The sequence below is a fragment of the Stenotrophomonas muris genome (assembly GCF_052751275.1).
The window spans coordinates 1,307,236-1,324,257 of sequence record NZ_CP199879.1 but is presented as its reverse complement, the minus strand read 5'-3'; the positions used below and the strand labels follow the sequence as shown (position 1 = coordinate 1,324,257).

General features: G+C 67.5%; 17 protein-coding genes. 11 read left to right on the top strand and 6 right to left on the bottom strand.

Translation table 11 applies throughout. The annotated features are described in order from the left end of the window. Positions 1 to 90: 90 nt before the first annotated feature. A complete protein-coding gene (locus tag ACUVWL_RS05945) occupies positions 91 to 825 on the bottom strand; it encodes a CS1 fimbrial subunit B flags: Precursor (RefSeq protein ID WP_111206280.1) in 735 nt (244 codons plus the stop codon). Between the two features lie 355 nt (positions 826 to 1,180). On the opposite strand from ACUVWL_RS05945, the gene ACUVWL_RS05940 reads away from it, so the two are divergent. The 7 genes from ACUVWL_RS05940 (at position 1,181) to ACUVWL_RS05910 (ending at position 8,160) form a co-directional block, all read left to right on the top strand. Then, positions 1,181 to 1,480 carry a hypothetical protein gene (locus tag ACUVWL_RS05940; protein ID WP_049439579.1) on the top strand — a complete coding sequence of 100 codons (300 nt, stop codon included), beginning with the start codon at positions 1,181 to 1,183 and terminating at the stop codon, positions 1,478 to 1,480. A 293-nt stretch (positions 1,481 to 1,773) separates the two neighbouring features. Further along, entirely contained in the window at positions 1,774 to 2,073 is a 300-nt protein-coding gene (locus ACUVWL_RS05935) for a hypothetical protein (protein WP_111206282.1), read from the top strand. A 63-nt stretch (positions 2,074 to 2,136) separates the two neighbouring features. After that, on the top strand, positions 2,137 to 4,896 hold the full coding sequence (gene mgtA, locus ACUVWL_RS05930; RefSeq protein WP_445978916.1) for a magnesium-translocating P-type ATPase: 2,760 nt from the start codon (positions 2,137 to 2,139) through the stop codon (positions 4,894 to 4,896). Positions 4,897 to 4,926: 30 nt separating this feature from the next. After that, the gene (locus ACUVWL_RS05925) at positions 4,927 to 5,664 is read left to right on the top strand and encodes an MgtC/SapB family protein (RefSeq protein WP_012511185.1); all 738 of its coding nucleotides are present in this window, start codon (positions 4,927 to 4,929) and stop codon (positions 5,662 to 5,664) included. A 294-nt stretch (positions 5,665 to 5,958) separates the two neighbouring features. Beyond that, on the top strand, positions 5,959 to 7,014 hold the full coding sequence (locus ACUVWL_RS05920; RefSeq protein ID WP_445978915.1) for a sensor histidine kinase: 1,056 nt from the start codon (positions 5,959 to 5,961) through the stop codon (positions 7,012 to 7,014). Further along, positions 7,007 to 7,648, top strand: a complete 642-nt coding sequence (locus ACUVWL_RS05915) for a response regulator transcription factor (protein ID WP_014647295.1) — start codon at positions 7,007 to 7,009, stop codon at positions 7,646 to 7,648. Before ACUVWL_RS05920 ends, ACUVWL_RS05915 begins: the two co-directional genes overlap by 8 nt. Continuing rightward, a complete protein-coding gene (locus ACUVWL_RS05910; RefSeq protein WP_197604667.1) occupies positions 7,645 to 8,160 on the top strand; it encodes a DUF1697 domain-containing protein in 516 nt (171 codons plus the stop codon). Before ACUVWL_RS05915 ends, ACUVWL_RS05910 begins: the two co-directional genes overlap by 4 nt. On the opposite strand, the gene ACUVWL_RS05905 is transcribed toward ACUVWL_RS05910, so the two are convergent. Both ACUVWL_RS05905 and ACUVWL_RS05900 read right to left on the bottom strand, forming a co-directional pair. Beyond that, on the bottom strand, positions 8,157 to 8,549 hold the full coding sequence (locus ACUVWL_RS05905) for a DUF3224 domain-containing protein (RefSeq protein ID WP_126412339.1): 393 nt from the start codon (positions 8,547 to 8,549) through the stop codon (positions 8,157 to 8,159). The two genes, ACUVWL_RS05910 and ACUVWL_RS05905, sit on opposite strands and share 4 nt — an antisense overlap. A 31-nt stretch (positions 8,550 to 8,580) precedes the next feature. After that, on the bottom strand, positions 8,581 to 9,015 hold the full coding sequence (locus ACUVWL_RS05900; RefSeq protein ID WP_032962665.1) for an EamA family transporter: 435 nt from the start codon (positions 9,013 to 9,015) through the stop codon (positions 8,581 to 8,583). Positions 9,016 to 9,317: 302 nt separating this feature from the next. Between ACUVWL_RS05900 and ACUVWL_RS05895 the strand changes: the two genes are divergently transcribed. From ACUVWL_RS05895 to ACUVWL_RS05885, 3 genes are read left to right on the top strand one after another with little or no spacing between them, the layout of a single operon-like run. Then, entirely contained in the window at positions 9,318 to 10,514 is a 1,197-nt protein-coding gene (locus ACUVWL_RS05895; protein WP_075076982.1) for a cell surface protein, read from the top strand. Between the two features lie 13 nt (positions 10,515 to 10,527). Further along, a complete protein-coding gene (locus ACUVWL_RS05890; RefSeq protein ID WP_049439567.1) occupies positions 10,528 to 12,015 on the top strand; it encodes a DUF6384 family protein in 1,488 nt (495 codons plus the stop codon). Between the two features lie 16 nt (positions 12,016 to 12,031). Continuing rightward, positions 12,032 to 13,459: a hypothetical protein gene (locus tag ACUVWL_RS05885; RefSeq protein WP_126412343.1), complete on the top strand. Its 1,428-nt coding sequence runs from the start codon at positions 12,032 to 12,034 to the stop codon at positions 13,457 to 13,459. Here ACUVWL_RS05885 and ACUVWL_RS05880 read toward each other — a convergent pair. Together ACUVWL_RS05880 and ACUVWL_RS05875 are read right to left on the bottom strand one after the other, a co-directional pair. Further along, positions 13,456 to 14,634 carry a low temperature requirement protein A gene (locus ACUVWL_RS05880; protein WP_046430856.1) on the bottom strand — a complete coding sequence of 393 codons (1,179 nt, stop codon included), beginning with the start codon at positions 14,632 to 14,634 and terminating at the stop codon, positions 13,456 to 13,458. The two genes, ACUVWL_RS05885 and ACUVWL_RS05880, sit on opposite strands and share 4 nt — an antisense overlap. Before the next feature lie 9 nt (positions 14,635 to 14,643). Continuing rightward, positions 14,644 to 14,910: a hypothetical protein gene (locus tag ACUVWL_RS05875; RefSeq protein WP_126412345.1), complete on the bottom strand. Its 267-nt coding sequence runs from the start codon at positions 14,908 to 14,910 to the stop codon at positions 14,644 to 14,646. Positions 14,911 to 15,113: 203 nt separating this feature from the next. On the opposite strand from ACUVWL_RS05875, the gene blaL1 reads away from it, so the two are divergent. Continuing rightward, a complete protein-coding gene (gene blaL1 / locus ACUVWL_RS05870) occupies positions 15,114 to 15,983 on the top strand; it encodes a L1 family subclass B3 metallo-beta-lactamase (protein WP_100450128.1) in 870 nt (289 codons plus the stop codon). 116 nt (positions 15,984 to 16,099) lie between these two features. Here blaL1 and ACUVWL_RS05865 read toward each other — a convergent pair whose 3' ends face one another. Then, positions 16,100 to 16,639, bottom strand: coding sequence for a DUF411 domain-containing protein (locus tag ACUVWL_RS05865; protein WP_014647305.1), 540 nt, complete (start codon positions 16,637 to 16,639; stop codon positions 16,100 to 16,102). Positions 16,640 to 17,022 lie beyond the last annotated feature (383 nt).

Here is a 17,022-nt window from a genome sequence, read left to right as displayed (position 1 = left end):
GATACGACGCCAGGACGAAGACACAGCCTCCCCGCCGGGCGCCTGGCGAACCCGGTGGAGACGTTGCAGAAAGGGGAGATGGGCAGACGATCAGCGGCGCGAGTCGATGCTGCGCCGGTCGTCGCCCTCCCTCAGGTCGTAGCGGGCGAACCGGCTGTCGTCGGCCTGCAGCGCATAGGTTCGCCCGGGCCGGACATGGACGATGATGCCGGGCGTGCAGGCATCCGGACTGCTTCGCTCGCAGTACCGCAGGTTGTCCAGCACCACCGTGGCGTTGCCACCGTTGTGCACGTGACCGTCCTGCACACGGGTGTCATAGCGCGTGTTCCGCGGTGCCACGAACAGGATGGTGCCGTAGCCGGTGAACACGCGAACTGCCGAAGTCAGCCCGGTGATCTCCTGCACCTGCGCATCGCTGAGTGAGAATTCCTCGGCGCTGGGCACCACCGGAATGAAGCGGAGCCGGTAGTAGCGCTCCTCATCACGGTCACCGCGATAGACCAGGCGCGTCGCCTGTTGGCCGTTGGCGGCAATGATCAGGCGGCTGGGGCTGGCGATCACCCCGTGCGCGCCAGGTGCATTGCGTACCAGCGCCACGGTGTCCACTGGCGTTTCGACAACCTTGCCGTCTGCATCGAAGTGCATCTGGGTGACCTCAACGCGCACGTATGCGGTCACATCACCGGTATTGCGTATGCGCTTGAGCAGGTTGCTGTGCGCGGGCGCAAGATGATCGAACAGGAGACCCACGTTGATCTGTGGTGTCGTGGCATGAGCGCTGCTGGCGAACAGGGCCAGCAGGAGGAGAAGGAGTGCGCGTTGCATGACGAACCCGCGGGGAGAGGCGAGCGGTTAGTTTCACGGCAGATTTACAATCAGGCCATGCAACAACTTGCAAAAAGGTCAGATATTTCCGACCTCGCAAAGTGGCTCCGCCCAGGTCAACCCGGAAATCCTGTCCGCGCACTCGGCCGCGGCGGTCTGGCCCGTTGCACATCGCGACGGCACGCCCTGGAACAGCATCGGCGGCTGGTACACGCATGGGGCGTGCGGGTGAACGGGCGCCCACCGCCATCTGGCGACCCGGTCGGTTCTTCGCAGCTCGCTTACAGATCCGGGCCGAATATCCGGCCGTGGCCATCCAGACCCATGGCCCGCGTCCCCACTTCTGGAGCCTGTCATGACCGGTATTCGCTACGTTCCTGCTGTCCTCGTCATCACCATCGGCCTGCTGTTGGGCGCCTGTTCCAGAACCCAGGAGGCGAGCAAGGCCACCGCCGCCGAGGACGTCACCGAAGTGAAGCTGATACCGCCGTATGAGTCGCTGGACAAGAACAAGGACGGCATCGTCACGCTGGCCGAAGTGGATGCCGTGGCACCCGACTGGGCCGAGCGCCTGCATGCCTGCGATACCGACCGTGACAAGACGTTGACCCGTGGCGAGTACGACGTCTGCAAGCAGACCAGCGGCGCGCATTGACCCATCACTGAACCCTCGATCGGCACCGCATACGCCCGGCTATACCAAGGTATAGCCGGGCTAACCCACGGGCCTCTAGGCCTGCCCCATTCAGGGGCGGACAATAGCGCCACTGGCCAGGGCAACCCTGGCTGGCACCCTCCCCTCATGGAGACGCAGATGGACCCCGACCCTGCCGGGCGCACCGCGCCCCGGATGACCGCTTGTTGCCTGTTCCTGGCGCCTGCCCGCCGGTCCCTGCCTGCCTGAGTGACGGGGGATCGCCAGGCGCCGCCTGCCTGGAGATCACCCCCATGTCCTACAAGATCCTCTACATCACCCTGCGCCGCCTGATTGGCGAGCGCGATGCTGCCGCCCTGCGCAGCCAGCTGCTGCAGCACGGCCCGGTCATGTTCGGCCGTTCGCTGTCGCTCGGTTCGCCGCGCGTGGTGGCTGACGCGCTGTCGCTGCTGCCGATCAGCGAACGCATCACCGTGCTGCGCCATCTGCCCTACCCGCTGCGCGATGCGATGAAGCCGCTATGCATCGGCGGCAGCCAGCGCCTGCACATGCAGCCGTGGTCGCCGGCGGTGCTGGCCATGCGCCACGCCTGATCTGTCTCACCCATTCCGTTCGTGTTCCGGCTGCGGCCGGCTCTGACATTCGAGGAGCGTCCCATGAGCCTGCTCAACGCCTGGTTCAACGCCTTCCTGCGCAGCCGTCGCGCAGGCAACCTGTTCCGCCGTCGTGCGATGCCCGAAGCCGGCTTTGGCCCGGGCAGCGCCGAAGCGGCGCCGTTCGCGCTTACCACCGGCCTGGTCACCCTTGCCCAGCAGGAAGAAGCCGAGCTGCTGGCCACGCTGGAGTCGCATGCCGATGGCCTGAGCCCGCATGAAGCCGAGGAGCGGCTGGCCACGCTCGGCCCCAACGAGGTGGATCACGAAAAGCCGCTGCCGTGGTGGCGGCACCTGTGGCAGTGCTACCGCAATCCGTTCAACCTGCTGCTGACCGTACTGGCGGCGGTGTCCTGGCTGACCGAGGACATCAAGGCCACGATCGTGATTGGTGCGATGGTACTGCTGTCCACGCTGATCCGCTTCGTGCAGGAAGGCCGCTCCAACCGTGCCGCCGAGCGGCTGAAGGCGCTGGTCGGCAACACCGCGCGCGTGCTGCGCCGCAATCCGGGCACCGAGGCCGCCGATGTGGCCGACCAGTACTTCGGCGCGCACCTGCACAGCCGTCGTCCGGCTCGCCTGCTGGACCTGCCGATCCGTGAGCTGGTGCCCGGTGACCACATCGTGCTGTCGGCCGGCGACATGATTCCGGCCGATTGCCGCATACTGACCGCCAAGGACCTGTTCGTGGCACAGGCCGCAATGACCGGCGAGTCGCTGCCGGTGGAAAAGTTCGCGCACCCCGGCGACGGCCTGGCTGGCCTGCTGGAGCAGCACAACCTGCTGTTCATGGGCACCAACGTGGTGTCCGGCACGGCCACCGCCGTGGTGCTGGCCACCGGCAACCGCACCTACTTCGGCACGCTGGCCCAGCGCAGCACAGCCACCGACCGTGCGCCCACCGCGTTCCAGGCCGGCGTCAACAGTGTCAGCTGGCTGCTGATCCGCTTCGCGCTGGTGATGGTGCCGTTCGTCCTGCTGATCAACGGCTGGACCAAGGGCGACTGGACCGAGGCGTTCCTGTTCGCGCTGTCGGTGGCGGTGGGCTTGACGCCGGAAATGCTGCCGATGATCGTCACCTCCACCCTGGCCAAGGGCGCGGTGCTGCTGTCGCGGCGCAAGGTGATCGTCAAGCGCCTGGATGCGATCCAGAACTTCGGCGCGATGGAAGTGCTGTGCACCGACAAGACCGGCACGCTCACCCAGGACAGGATCGCGCTGGAGCGCCACACCGATGTGTTCGGTCACGATTCGGAAGACGTGCTGAAGTTCGCTTACCTCAACAGCCACTTCCAGACCGGGCTGATCAACCTGCTGGACCGCGCGGTGCTGGAGCACGTGGAGCTGCAGAGTTCGCTGCGGCTGTCGCAGGACTACCACAAGGTGGACGAGATTCCGTTCGACTTCGAGCGCCGCCGCATGTCGGTGGTGGTGTCCGAGCGCGAGGACCACCATGAGCTGATCTGCAAGGGCGCGGTGGAAGAGATGCTGGCGGTGTGCAGCACCGTGCGCGAGAACGGCCAGGACATGCCACTGGACGAGCGCCGCCTGGCGCGGGTGCGGCAGACCACCGAGGAACTGAACGAACAGGGCCTGCGCGTGGTGGCGGTGGCGATGAAGGAGACCGCGGCCAGTCAGAGCGCCTACTCGCAAGCGGACGAGTGCGGTTTGACGCTGGTCGGCTACGTGGCCTTCCTGGACCCGCCGAAGGAGTCGGCTGCGCAGGCGCTGCAGGCGCTGGCCGCACACGGTGTCGAGGTCAAGGTCTTCACTGGCGACAACGAACTGGTGACCGCCCGTGTCTGCGCACAGGTGGGGCTGGACGCGGACACCATCCTGACCGGCCCGCAGATCGAGCGCATGGACGACGGCGCGCTGTCGCGGGCGCTGCACCACCATCGCGTGTTTGCCCGGCTGACGCCGCTGCACAAGGAGCGGCTGGTACGCGAGCTGCGGGCGCAGGGCAAGGTGGTCGGCTTCCTCGGTGACGGCATCAACGATGCGCCGGCGCTGCGCGCAGCCGATATCGGCATCAGCGTGGACAGCGCGGTGGACATCGCCAAGGAGGCGGCCGACATCATCCTGCTGGAAAAGAACCTGATGGTGCTGGAGGAAGGCGTCATCCAGGGCCGGCGCACGTTCAACAACATGCTGAAGTACATCCGCATGACCGCCAGCTCCAACTTCGGCAATGTATTCTCGGTGCTGGTGGCCTCGGCCTTCCTGCCGTTCCTGCCGATGCTGCCGCTGCAGCTGCTGGTGCAGAACCTGCTGTATGACATCTCGCAGATCGCCATTCCGTTCGACAACGTGGATGAGGAACTGGTGCGCAATCCGCTGAAGTGGAACCCGGCGGACATCGGCCGCTTCATGGTGTTCTTCGGGCCGATCAGCTCGCTCTTCGACCTGAGCTGTTTCGCGCTGATGTGGTACGTGTTCGATGCACGCACGCCGGCCGACCAGGGCCTGTTCCAGTCCGGCTGGTTCGTGGTCGGCCTGCTGACCCAGACCCTGATCGTGCACATGATCCGCACGCCGAAGGTGCCGTTCCTGCAGAGCATCGCCGCGCCGCCACTGCTGCTGATGACCGGCCTGATCATGGCCATCGGCGTGGCCCTGCCGATGAGCCCGCTGGCCGGCTACTTCAAGCTTCAGGCCCTGCCGGCCGGCTACTGGCCGTTCCTGGTGGCGATCCTGTTCGGCTATGCGGTGCTGACCACCGCGCTGAAGAAGTTCTACATCCGTCGTTACGGCTGGCAGTAAGCGCCCGCCGCTTGTCCAGGGGGAAACACAATGGACATCAATCCGAACCTGCCGGCGTTCAACGCCGGCGCCACGCTCAGCTCGCTGATCAGCCTGTCGGTGGCGTTCGTGCTGGGCACGGTCATCGGCCTGGAGCGGCAGCTGCGGCAACGCACCGCCGGCCTGCGTACCAATACGCTGGTGGCGGTGGGTGCGGCAGTGTTCGTTGATCTGGCGGTGCGCTTCCATGACCTGTACGGCGGACCACCCTCGCCGCTGCATGTGGTGGCCTATGTGATCTCCGGCGTCGGCTTCCTCGGCGCCGGCGCGATCATGAAGGACGGCGCGCAGGTGTCCGGCCTGAACACCGCCGCCACCCTGTGGGGATCGGCGGCGGTGGGAGCATGTGCAGGTATCAAGCTGCTGCCGGAAGCGGTGCTGGCCGCCGTCTTCGTGCTGGCCGCCAATACCCTGCTGCGGCCGGTGGTGAACCGCATCCAGCGGCAGCCGCTGCCGGAAGCGTTCAGCGAGGCGACCTATGCGATCAACGTGGTCTGCCAGCGCGAGCAGCAGGCCGAGGTGCTGGACCAGCTGTTGCTGCTGCTTGAGCAGGCGCATTACCCGGTGCGCGCGGTGGACCAGCGCCCGTTCGGTGAGCGCGATGTGGAGATCGAAGCGGTGCTGTATGCCACCACGGTGGATGCCGGCGAACTGGACGCCGTACTTGCGACGCTGGCGACCACGCCCGGTGTGCTGCAGGGATTCTGGAACGCCAGCCTGGAGGAGTAGTGCCGGCCGCTGGCCGGCAACACCGTGCACCGCTTTGGTAGGTGCCGACCTTGGTCGGCAGAGAACCTTCAGAGACCGTGTCCATCCCTGCGGTAGTGCCGGCCGCTGGCCGGCAACCTCATGAGCTCCGGCAACACCGTGCAGTTGCCGGCCAGCGGCCGGCACTACCAGACATCGTTCTGGCTTGTGCCGACCAACGGTCGGCACCCACAGTAAAAGAGCCTGCCGACCAAGATCGGCATCTGCCGATGGCGGCTTTGCTATCCTTTCACCCCACGCCAGGGAGCCGTCCCGATGCCATCGCTGTCGCCCCGCCGCCCGCTGGTGCTGCTGGCCCTGATCGTCGTGATGGCCGCGATCTTCCTGATCGACACCGTCACCGATTACGCGGTTGCTGCTGCCTGCTTCTACGCAGCGGTCATCCTCGCGGCATCGCGCGTGCTGGGTGCGCGCGGGCTGATCTCCCTGGCCATCGCCTGCATCGCGCTGACCGGGCTGAGTTTCTTCCTGACCCGCTTCGGCACCTACCGCATCGGCCTGGTCAATTCGGTGATCGGCATGCTGGTGATCGGCATCACCACCTACCTCGCCCTGAACATGGGAGCGGCCAAGGCCGCCGTGCAGGAAGCACAGGGCCGTCTGCTGCGGGTAGCGCGCGCCTCCACCGTGGGCGAGCTGACCACCTCCATCGCCCACGAAGTGAACCAGCCGCTGGCGGCCATCGCCAGCAGCGCCGAAGCCTGCCAACGCTGGCTGGCGCAGGACCCGCCGAACGTGGACAAGGCCCGGCAGACCGTGGCCCGCATCCTGGCAGACGCGCACCGCGCCGGTGACGTGATCGCCCGCATCCGCGGCCTGACCCAGGGCGCGGCACCGGAACGGCGCGCCTTCGACCTGAACCAGGCGGTGGAGGAAATGCTGGCGTTGTCGCGCAGCGAACTGGACCAGCATGGCGTGGCCGTGGCCCTGCTGCTGGACGCCGACCTGCCGCCGGTGCAGGCCGATCGCGTACAGGTGCAGCAGGTGATCGGCAACCTGATCCTCAATGCGGTGGATGCAATGGAAGCCGTACCCGCAGGCGACCGGCGTCTGTCGCTGCTGACCCGGCGTGAGGGCCAACGGGTCAGCCTCAGCGTACGCGATCGTGGCGTCGGCCTGCCCGCCGACCATCCCGAGCGCGTGTTCGACGCGTTCTGGACCACCAAGTCGCACGGGTTGGGGCTGGGCCTCAGCCTGAGCCGCTCGATGATCGAGGCCAACGACGGCCAGATCCGCGCCGAACGACCGGCAGGCGGCGGTGCCTGCTTCGTCTTCGACCTGCCCGTCGCCACGGATGTCCACCATGCGTAAGCCCACTGCACCCATCGCCGATCCGGCGCCCATTGTCTATGTGGTCGACGACGATCCGTCGGTGCGCGCGGCGCTGGAAGACCTGCTGGCCTCGATGGGCCTGCAGGTGCGGGCCTTCGCCTCCACCCAGGCCTTCCTCGAACACGACCTGGAAGACGCGCCGGCCTGCCTGGTGCTGGACGTGCGCATGCCCGGCCAGAGCGGTCTTGAATTCCATCGCACGATGGGCAGCCATGGCCTGCAGCTCCCCGTGGTGTTCATCACCGGCCACGGCGACATCGCGATGGGTGTCAACGCGATCAAGGACGGTGCCATCGAATTCCTGACCAAGCCCTTTCGCGACCAGGAACTGCTGGATGCGATCCACAAGGGCATCGAGATCGACCGCCAGCGCCGCCGCGAGGGCGAGGCGCTCGATGCCCTGCAGCAGCGCTGGAACACGCTCAACGCGGGTGAGCGCGAGGTGGTCGATGGCGTGGTGCGTGGCCGCCTCAACAAGCAGATCGCCGGCGACCTCGGCGTCAGCGAGATTACGGTGAAGGTGCGCCGCGCGCAGGTGATGCGCAAGATGGGCGCGCGCACCCTGGTCGACCTGGTGCGCATGTACGACCGCCTGCAGGCGGGGACGCCATGAACGTCCACGTCGCCTTGCTGCGCGCGGTCAACGTCGGCGGCACCGGCAGGCTGCCGATGCGCGAACTGGTGGCGATGTGCGAGGACGCAGGCTTCGCCGATGTCCGCACGTACATCGCCAGCGGAAATGTGGTGTTGCGCAGCTCGCTCGACGAAACGGGCGTGCGCCAGGCCCTCGGCCAGCGGCTCCAGGAATATGCCGGCAAGCCGGTGGGCGTACTGGTGCGTTCGGCCAGCGAGATCGCAGGCGTGGTGGCACGCAATCCGTTTCCGGATGCCGCCGGCAACCGTGTGGTCGCCCTGTTCCTCGACGGCAGCCTGCCTGCCGACCCGCTTGATGGCGTGACCGGCCGGCGCGACGAACAGCTTGCACTCGGCACGCGCGAGATCTTCATCCACTACGGCGCCGGCATGGCCGACTCGCGCCTGCGCATTCCCGGCTCGGCACAGGGCACGGCGCGCAATCTCAATACCGTCGCCCGGCTCGCGGCGATGGCAGCGGAACTCCGCTAGATCTCGTCCGGCAGGCTGTAGACCAGCCGGTAGTCATGGCGGCCCTCGCTGATGGTGATCTCCAGCGTGCCGCTCAGGCCGAGCAGTCCTTCACTGCCCGAATCGGGCACCACCACAACGCTCAGCTCCGGCCTGCCCCGGGTCATCAGTCCGTTGTGCTGCAGGGTGAACCCACCCTGGCGCCCGGCCAGCGTGGCCGTTACCCGCTCCATCGCCACGTAGCCGGCCGAGCCCTGTACCGGCGTGCGGAAGGCCAGCATCTGGCCGACGCTGCTGCCGTGCAGGTCGCCGGCGAAGGTCTTGTTGATCGACATCACCGCAATCGGGCCGTCATTGCCACCGATCGGCCGCAGATCCACTTCAAACGTACCGTGTGCTTCGCCCTGCATCCTGCTCTCCCCTCTGGTCGGTTCAACGCTGCTACTTCTTCGTGGCCAGCACGATCACCCCGGCCAGCACCAGGCCGATGCCGCTCCACTCCCGCAGGCTGGGCCGCTCGCCCAGCAGAAGATAGGCCAGCACGATCACCAGCACCACGCTGAACTTGTCCACCACGGCCACCTTGGCCAGCTCACCGCTCTGTAGTGCGCGGAAGTAGAACAGCCACGACGCACCGGTGGCCAGCGCCGACAGCACCAGGAACAGCTGGGTGCGCCCCGGCAGCAGCAACGGGTTGGACCATTTGCCGGTGACCACCACCAGCGGCAGGATCACCGCCGCCACCACCAGGGTACGGATGGCCATGGCCAGGTCCGGGTCGACACCCTTGACGCCGACCTTGGCGAACAGCGCGGTCAGCGCTGCGAACACGGCGGACAGTCCCGCCCAGAGCAACCATTGCGGTACGTTCTGCACGAAGCCCTCGCTTGCCGCAACCGATGAGCGTGCGCCAACGCTACTCCACCCTGCCATCGGTGGGGCTTCACCTGCCCATCACCGCCGCTACAATGGGACGGAATCGCCAGGGGGGCGATCTGCAGGGAATGCGCCATGCTTGAACAGGACACCACCCTCGCCCATACCGGGCCGTCGGCCCTTGACCGGGCCCGCCTGTCGTGCGCCGCACGGCTGCCGCTCCCCTTCCCCTTCGTTTCGCAGCAACCTGCCCGTTCCGCGCGGCAGGTTCCTCATTGCCTGCCCTGACCGGAGCCGTCGAAATGTCCGAGAACACCCTCCTTGCCACGCCGGCCGCTACCGCGCCGATCAAGTACCTCGACCGCGCCATGGCCACGCTGCGCAGCCTGGGCCTGGCCGCTCCCCAGGACAACAACGCACCGGCCATCGCGCTGGTCTCGCAGCTGTCCACCCTTGACCAGGGCCGCGTGGTGGCCATTGCCCGCGTGCTGCAGCAGTCCGGGCATTTCAATGCCGTGATGCGTGATGAAATCAGCTCGGCCAAGGTGTCCGACCGCTATACCGAGATCATCCGCGCGTTCGACAGCATCCGTGACGATGCCAGCACCATGGTCGAGCAGGTGCGCGACGGCAGGATCGACATGGGCGAGCGCCTGCAGAACCTGTGGATGAAGGTCACCCGCGGCGACATCCCGAGCCGGTTCGAGAAGATCCGCCGCACATTCCTGGAAGTCAGCCGCGATTCGGCCGAGCAGCTGCAGCGCGAGTCACGCGTGCTGGAGATGTACGGCGACTTCCGCCTGTCGATCAAGGATGCCGAGATCCAGGCCCATGAGCTGTTGAAGCTGCAGGAGCAGGCGCTGGCCGATGCCCGCGAGGCGCTGAAGCAGGCGCAGCAGCGCGTGGAGTCGGCCGATCCGGCCGCCGATGCCGCCGACACCGGCCGCCTGGTCATGGCCCGCGACGAGGCCCTGCGCAACAACCAGGCCGAGGAGTCGCGCTACCAGCTGGCCAAGGACCTGGCCGAGAACCTGCAGGTGAACTACGCCACCTCCGAGGCGATCATGCTGCGCGTGCACCAGTCGCACGAGATCAAGCGCCGCGTCAACGAGCGCTCGGTGGTGTTCTTCTCCACCAATGAAACCAGCTTCACCGCCTTGAACCTGGCCTTCACCACGCAGATGGGCCTGCATGAGTCCACGCAGGCGCTCAATGCGATGACCGAGGGCACCTCCAAGGGCCTGGAAGCGGTGGCCAACATTGGCGATGACGTGCTGCACGAGGGCCTGAAGGCCGGCTACGGCGCCACCATCGGCGTCGATTCGGTGCGCAAGCTGGTCGATGCGGTGGTGCGCTTCCAGGAGACCTCGCTGCAGGAGATCGAGCAGCTGCGCGGCCAGGCGACCCGCGACTCGGCCGAGATCGCCGAGTATGTCGAACAGGGCAAGCAGCGCTTCGCCGCCCTGCTGCAGGCGCCGCCGAGCCCGGAGCCGCGCTGAGGTGAGTGCGACGATGGCCCCTGCCGAGCTGCAGGCTGCGCTGCTGACCATGGATGTGGTCGACCAGCTGCGCTACCGCAATGCCGAAATGAAGGCGCTGGCCGACAGCGGCCACGACAAGGCGACGCTGAAGCAGCGCCTGCTTGAGCTGTACCGCTCGCAGGGCATCGAGGTCTCCGACGAGATCCTCGAGGCCGGCATCCAGGCCCAGCGCGAGCAGCGCTACCTCTACACCGCGCCGCGTGGCTGGAAGGCGTGGCTGGCGCGGCGCTGGATCGATCGGGCCCGCCTGTTGAAGTGGGCGCTGCTGGCGGCCTTCCTGCTGCTGGTGCTCGGCATGCTGCTGGTCATGGCACGCAGCTTCGGAGCGTTCGTGCACGAGAGCAACGTGCAGAAGAACGTGCAGGTGCTGAACGACAAGGTGGCCGCGCAGCAACAGGAGGCTGCTGCAGCGCGCGCCCTGCTGGCGGCACAGGAACAGGCCCTGCAGGGGCTGCTGCCACGTGCCACGGCCAGCGGTGGGCGCCTGCAGCCACTGGCCGAAGGCGCACAGGCCGCGCTGGCCGAAGCACAGCGGCGCTTCGCCGGGGTTCCCGCCGCGCTGGCCGCACAGCCGACCCTTGTGCGCAAGGACAAGCTCACCCGGCTCAGCAGTGGTGGCAGTGCCACCGGCGAGCAGGCGGCCGCGCAGGTTGAGCAGCATCGGCAGGCCGCCGCGCAGCTGCTGGCGAATGCCAGGGAAACCCTGCCGCCGCTGACCGAGCGGGTGAACATTCTCGGCCAGGCGATCGAGGCCAGCGAGCTGCTGGATACCACCAACGCCGCTGCAAAGGCGGCACGCCTCGCGCCGGATGCAGAGCAGGCGCGCGCACGCGCCTACACCGGCGGCGACGTGGCACTGCGCGCGGGCGACATCGCCGCGGCCGGCCAGGCGGTAGCAACCCTGAAGGAGCTGATCGGCAGCGCCGCCACGCTGGCCGCGCTCAACGAGCGGTTGGCCCAGCTCAAGGCCGACGGCCTCGCCACCGGTGTCGCCGGCGAAGACCGCAAGCGCTTCGAACGTGCGCTGGAGCAGGCCGCCCGCCTGATCCGGGTCGAGACGCTGGCCGAAGCCGGGCCGGCCCTGGACGAGGTCAGCCAGCTGGTGGGGCTGCTGTCGCAGACCCTGGTCTACCGCATCGTCAACCGTGACGATGAACGCACCGGCGTCTGGCGCTACAACGAGAAGGCCAATGGTGGCCGCAACTACTATCTGGTGACCGAAGCGCTGGACGAGGCCGGCAATGCTGCCGAACTGCCGATCCGCAACGAGGAAACCGGCAAGGAGGAACGGGTCTCGGTGTTTGCCGTACGCGTGCCCGAGGCCACCTACAACCGGGTTGCCGCCGACAAGCAGGACAACGGCATCATCGAAGACGACCAGATCGGCAGCAAGCCGCGCGGCAGCCTGTCGCCGCGGTTCCGCATGCCCGCCACCGGTGGCTACATCACCCAATGGTGATGGGTAAGGAACTGACATGAGAGACCTGAACGACGCGATTGCCGATGTCGAAACCGATATCGGCCAGGTGCAGGCACAACTGGCCGCGCGTGGCGATCAGTGCCGGGAGCTGATCAAGGAACAGGAAGCGCTGCACGGGCGGGTCCGCGACGACTTCAACGCCCTGGCGCGCCTGCAGGCCGAGGCCGCAAACGATGCGCCGCCGATGCTGGCCCGGGACCTGCTGCAGCAGTCCAGCGCCGATCTGCAGCGCCGTGACCGCAAAGCGGCGGTGCTGGACGACGAACTGCAGGCGCTGCTGGACATCGAGCAGTCCTTGCAGCAGCGGTCGCAGGAGGCCGTTGCCGCACGCGACGCCGCCGGCGAACGCTGGCAGGCCCTGCAGGACCAGGTGGACACCACGCTGGAAGCGGAACCCACCTACAGGGTGCTGCAGGACGACCTGCAGCTGGCCGTGGCACGCGCCGACACGGTCGAGCGCATGGCTTCCTCTGCCCAATCGGAGCATGACGCCAAGGCCGGCGCCTATCAGGCCGACCCGATCTTCATGTACCTGCACCGGCGCAGCTACGGCAGCACGGCCTACCGCGGCTGGCCACTGGTGCGCACCGTCGACGGCTGGCTGGCCGAACTGTGCGGCTTTGACCGTGCCCGTCGCGAGTACGCCACGCTGGTCGAGCTTCCGCCCTATCTGCAGGAACATGCCCGACGCGCCCGCGACGACGTGGAGGCGGCCCGCCAACCGGTACAGCAGGCCCGCGATGCCGCCCTCGCCCGCGCCGGTGGCGACCCGCTGCGCCAGCAGCTGCAGACGGCACAGGGCGCAGTAGCGCAGGCGCTGCTGGCCGAGCAGCTGCATCGTCAGACCTTGGATGCCAAGCAGGCACAGATCGACGGCTTCCGCAGTTGGACCGATGCCGAAGGCAGCGCCCTGCTCACCGCGCTGGCGCGCACGCTGTCGGCCAAGAGCATGGACGACCTGTACCGGCGCGTGGCCGCCACCGCCTCCGGCGAGGACGATGCCGTGCTCGAGCGCATCCATCGCAGTCGCCTGCGCCTGGGCGAGATCGATGGGATGGTAGGCGAGCACACCCGCGAAATGGCCGTGCTGAAAAAGCGCCTGGACAGCCTGCAGGCGGCGCGGAGGAGCTACCAGGCGGCAGCAGACATCGAGCGCCAGGCCTACGAGGCGCCGAGCTACCGGGCCGCCGCGCCGGCCACCGTCGCCGCATCCTTCTTCAGCACCACCAGCAGCCGAAGCACCACCCGCTCCTCTGGCGGCCTGTTCGACCTGCTTTCGGGCGGTTCCAGCAGTTCCGGCTCGGGTTCGAGCTCCAGTTCGAGCTCCAGTTCCAGCTCCAGCTCCAGTTCCAGCGGCAGCAGCTTCCACAGCGGCGGTGGTATCAGCGGCGGCGGTGACTTCAAGACCGGCGGCGGGTTCTAGCCCGGCAACGGCCGGGTGCGCCGCTTCAGCCGCGCATCCAGCAACCCCACGCCCAGCAGCACCAGGCTGGTCAGCCATCCGGCGGCCAGCAGGTGCATCCAGGGCAACACCAGGCCCAGCATCAGTAGTGCGGCGGCGCCCAGCAGGTGCGAGCGCGGCGCGCGCCCATAGACCACGTGCTTGTACAGGGCACTGCCCAGCAGATAGATCAGCGGGCCCGCCACCATCACCGTGGCGTACACCGTGGTGACGGCCGCCGCCGGATGGTCCATGACCAGATCGTTGCCCACCGCGGTGGCGATGATGCCGGCGATCAGCAGGGCATGCACGTAATGGAAATTGGCGCCCATCCGGCCCGGGTCTTCGGCGTGGGTGATGGCCTCTGTGGCATCGCGGCTGGAGATGCCGAAGTACAGCCACCACATGGCAATCGTGCCAGCGAAGGTGGCCAGCACCGCCGAGATCACCTGCAGGCTCCAGTGCTCGACATCGCTTAGCACGCCCCCGGTGGCCAGCAACGTCTCGCCCAGTGCGACGATGACGAACAGCTGGCAGCGTTCGGCCAGGTGACCGCCCTCGATGGTCCAGTCGCGGGTGTGCGACCGGCCCATGCCCGGGAACGCGAAGCCGAACATCGGCGAGATGTATTCGCAGGCCGCCGCCATCGCCCACAGTGCCAGCCGCAGGTGGCCCTCGGCCGCCGCGCCGGCCAGCCAGAAGCAGGCCGACACGCTGACCCAGGCCAGCATGCGGCGGAAGTTCGGCGCCAACGTATGGTTGCGGCCGACTTCCAGCAGCACGAACGCGGTGCGTCCGACCTGCATCGTGGCGTACGCCCCGGCGAAGATCCACGCACGATCGGCGAACGCCTCGGGAATGGACGAGGACATCAACAACGCCAGCAGCATGGTGGCGAACATCAGGCCCCGGATGCGCGGCGCCTCCGGGTCGAACCAGTTGCTGACCCAGCACGCGTACTGCCAGCCGAGCCAGACCGCGAACCACAGCACCAGGGTCTGCAGCACGCCGGCCAGGTCCAGGTGGTGCAGCAGATGGTGGCTGAGCTGGGTGACCGCAAACACGTAGACCAGGTCGAAGAACAGTTCTTCGTAAGTCACGCGGGCATGATGGCCATCGCGGTGGCGCAGCGCGGGCAGGCGCAGTCGGGTACTCATGGAACTCCTTCAGCGCGCCAGGCGCCAGTACAGGAAACCGGCAAGTAGCGCCGGCATGGCGAATACCAGCAACAGGATCGGCAGCTCCTCGCGTACCGCGTAGCCGGCCTTGCTGACCCCTACCCACATGTTGGCCACGGCCACCAGCAGCCAGGTGGCGATGAAGGCGATCAGTGCCGTGGGCAGCTGCGAGGTGCCCGTGCTCCAGAGATGGCCAAACAGCACGAATACCCCCAGCAGCAGTACGCCACCCAGCATCACCATGAGCACGTGCATGGTCCACCTCCTTGAGCCTGGTAGCAGGCTAGCCCCGGCCGATTCTGCGCTCCAGCCCGTGGAGGTGGATTCACAATCCATGGCCAGCGAACAATCCCTGGGCAGTCTGCGGCGCACCTTATCGCAGCCATGAATTATTCGCGAAACGGTCCGCGCGGCCCGCGTGGTAGTTTCATCCGACCCTGCCCAGACACCTCTCCGCCATGCGCCTTTGCCTGACGACCCTTGCCCTGACTGCCACACTTGCCTTTGATGTGACTGCCGCCGACGCACCGCTGCCGCAGCTGCAGGCCTACACCGTGGACGCCTCGTGGCTGCAGCCGATGGCACCGCTGCAGATTGCCGACCACACCTGGCAGATCGGCACCGAGGACCTGACCGCGCTGCTGGTGCAGACCGCCGACGGTGCGGTACTGCTCGACGGCGGCATGCCGCAGATGGCCGGTCACCTGCTGGACAACATGAAGGCACGCGGGGTGGCAGCACAGGATCTACGGCTGATCCTGCTCAGCCACGCACACGCCGACCATGCCGGCCCGGTGGCGGAGCTGAAGCGCCGTACCGGCGCCAGCGTAGCGGCCAACGCCGAATCGGCCGTGCTGCTGGCGCGCGGCGGCAGCAACGACCTGCACTTTGGCGACAGCATCACCTTTCCGCCGGCCAGCGCCGACCGCATCATCATGGATGGCGAAGGGGTCACCGTAGGCGGCATCGCGTTCACCGCGCACTTCATGCCGGGGCACACCCCAGGCAGCACCGCCTGGACCTGGACCGATACCCGCGATGGCCAGCCGGTGCGCATCGCCTACGCCGACAGCCTGAGTGCGCCGGGCTACCAGCTGCAGGGCAACGCTCGTTATCCACGCCTGGTCGAGGACTACCGGCGCAGCTTCGCTACGGTGCGCGCCCTGCCCTGCGACCTGCTGCTGACGCCGCATCCGGGCGCCAGCAACTGGAACTATGCCGCGGGTGCAGAGGCCGGAGCCAACGCCCTGACCTGCAAGGCCTACGCGGATGCGGCCGAGAAGAAGTTCGACGCACAGCTGGCCAAGGAAACAGCCACGGCACGCTGATCCTGTAGAGCCGAGCCCATGCTCGGCTTGCCGGCCAAACACAGCCGAGCATAGGCTCAGCCCTACACAAGACGCGTCGAAGGGTGCCGGTCAGGACGACCGGCACCCGCCTTCCATCAGCCACCCTGCCCGTGCTGGGCAAACGGCTCGGTGCTGCCGTCGGTCCGCACCAGCTCGACGGTGTACGACTGCACGTAACCATCCGGCATTTCCATGCCCGGCGAACCGGCCGGCATGCCGGGCAGCACCAGCCCGCGTGCGGCCGGGCGTTCGGCCAGCAGGCGCTTGATGTCCTCGGCCGGGATGTGGCCTTCGACCACATAACCGCCGATCTCGGCGGTATGGCAGGAGGCCTTGCCGACCGGCACGCCCAGGCGGACCTTGATCGGATTCATGTCATCGGTATCGCGCACGTCCACCTGGAAGCCCGCGGCCTTCAGATGGTCGACCCAGATACCGCAACAGCCACAGCTGGCGGTCTTGTGCACGATGGCCACCGGCAGGGCCGGATCGACCTTGGCCGGGCTGGCCTGGATCGGTGCCACCGGAGCCTTGCTGGCGACCGGTGCGGCGGCGGATTCTTCGGCGGCACGTGCACAGGCGGTGGTGGCCAGCACGGTGCCCAGCAGCAGGCCGAGGGAGAGAGAACGGTTCATTGAGTGATTCCTTTGCTGAGGCGGGCAACGCGGCCCGCCGCCCGCGCATCGAAGGCGCAGGCAGAGGCGAGAAAGAGCCGAACAGTCATGGCAGGCGCTTGAGCGCCTGCAGGACATCACACGATGGGGGGACGCAACGGGTCCGGCATCGGCGGCGATGCGCGTTGCTGGGAACGGGCAGCTACAGGCGCCTCACGCCACGGCGAGGCGGGCGTTCCACTCAACGTGGCCAGCATGCCAAGGCAGGCTGGCGGGCATTCGCACTCACCGCTCTGGCAGGCCGCCCGGGCCGCATCATCGCAGCAGCCGGCTGCCGCCAGCGCAGCCGCGTGCGGTGCAGCGCAGTGATCCTGGTTGGCCGACCCGTCGTACGAAGACGAGCC